Consider the following 1,248-nt stretch of genomic DNA (forward strand, 5'->3'; position numbering starts at 1 on the left):
ACGGGTGTTCTGCTTCAACTACAAGGTCGCGGTCAACACTGCTCAGGCGCTGGAAGCCGCGGCTGATCGCAAGGCAGGCCGGCAATGAACATCGGCAGCCCTATTCCCGACCCACGGCTGCAGTTGATGGCCGACCTCAGCGCGCAGATCGACCAGTTCTTCGCGGCAGGCCAGCGCCCCGCTGTGATCCCTTCCGGCGTGAGCGGCGAAGGCTGCGGCATGAAGAGCCCGCACCAGCGCAAGCAGCGCGCCGCGCGTGATGCAGCGGCGCCCATGGTGCGCGAGTTGGCAGCCCAGGGCCTGAACGCCCAGGAGATCGGCGAGGCGATGAAGACCAGCCATACACGCGTCAGGCTGATCGCCCAAGAGAACAGCATCACCCTCGGCGGGCCGGCATGATCCGCCGAGTACTCAAACGCGCACTGCATGGCCGGCGCCAGCAGCAGATCACTTTGCCGCCCAGCGGCTTGGGAGGTACCGGCCATGGCCGAGAAGAAGACGGGTGCGGCGAAACACTCGGCGGACTACCGCGACAGGAAGAAGGCCGAGGCCGAGCGCTTGGGTATCGAGACGCTGCCTGTGGAGTCGGCGGCCGGGACGCGCGCGGAGCTGACCAAGGCCATGAAGGTTCACGGCTACACCCAGTTGCAGGAGCTGCTTCAGGACCTGCACCGGGCGTTCATTGCCGTAGACCATCGAGAGCAAGCGCGTCGCCTGAAAAAGCCTGACGCGCCAGCTTTTAAGATATCGCCGAAACTAGCGCGAAGGTTTGAAGCGGCCAGCCGGGCCGAGCTGAGGCGGGAACCAGGCGACGAATTGATCAGCCCAATCGCGCCCTAATGGATCTCGTGGTACCACCCTCCTTTAAGTCGGGGTGACAGTTGATCTTGGAACTCCTCGATCTCTTCCTTGGTGAGAACCCGACGGGATTCGAAAATGAGTTCACACCCATCAAGGTCGTCTGTCTGGGCGTCATCAGACTTGTATTCCCCCCAAAGAGGAATCCTCGATCCATCACCGTTCTGGAGGCTGATCTTCTGGTAGAAGTCGAGAGAAATCTTGTCGGCGATATCAAAATCCCAGAGTTGAACATCCATTCGCACCACCTCTCCTCATTTAGCCATATTGGTCACCTTTGATACCCCACTTCAACGAATCACGCCACCCCGGCCGCATCCGGCCACGGAGGGCAGAGCATGCATGGAGATAACTGTCAGCTAGTGCGCGATATTCATCTGGCCAGAGGCA

The 1,248-nt window shown here is 61.0% G+C and carries 3 protein-coding genes; 2 read left to right on the forward strand and 1 reads right to left on the reverse strand.

What is annotated here, in order from left to right; genetic code table 11:
* Positions 1 to 84: 84 nt before the first annotated feature.
* Complete coding sequence (locus tag DN388_RS12285) at positions 85 to 399, forward strand: hypothetical protein (RefSeq protein ID WP_229589042.1); 315 nt, start codon at positions 85 to 87, stop codon at positions 397 to 399.
* Between the two features lie 84 nt (positions 400 to 483).
* Positions 484 to 840 (forward strand): hypothetical protein, encoded by a 357-nt coding sequence (locus DN388_RS12290; RefSeq protein ID WP_229589043.1) that lies wholly within the window; start codon positions 484 to 486, stop codon positions 838 to 840.
* Here the strand turns inward: DN388_RS12290 and DN388_RS12295 are convergent.
* Positions 837 to 1,097, reverse strand: coding sequence for a hypothetical protein (locus DN388_RS12295; protein WP_229589044.1), 261 nt, complete (start codon positions 1,095 to 1,097; stop codon positions 837 to 839). The two genes, DN388_RS12290 and DN388_RS12295, sit on opposite strands and share 4 nt — an antisense overlap.
* Positions 1,098 to 1,248: the final 151 nt, after the last annotated feature.

Source organism: Pseudomonas sp. S12(2018) (assembly GCF_024355235.1).
Classification (GTDB): domain Bacteria; phylum Pseudomonadota; class Gammaproteobacteria; order Pseudomonadales; family Pseudomonadaceae; genus Aquipseudomonas; species Aquipseudomonas palmensis.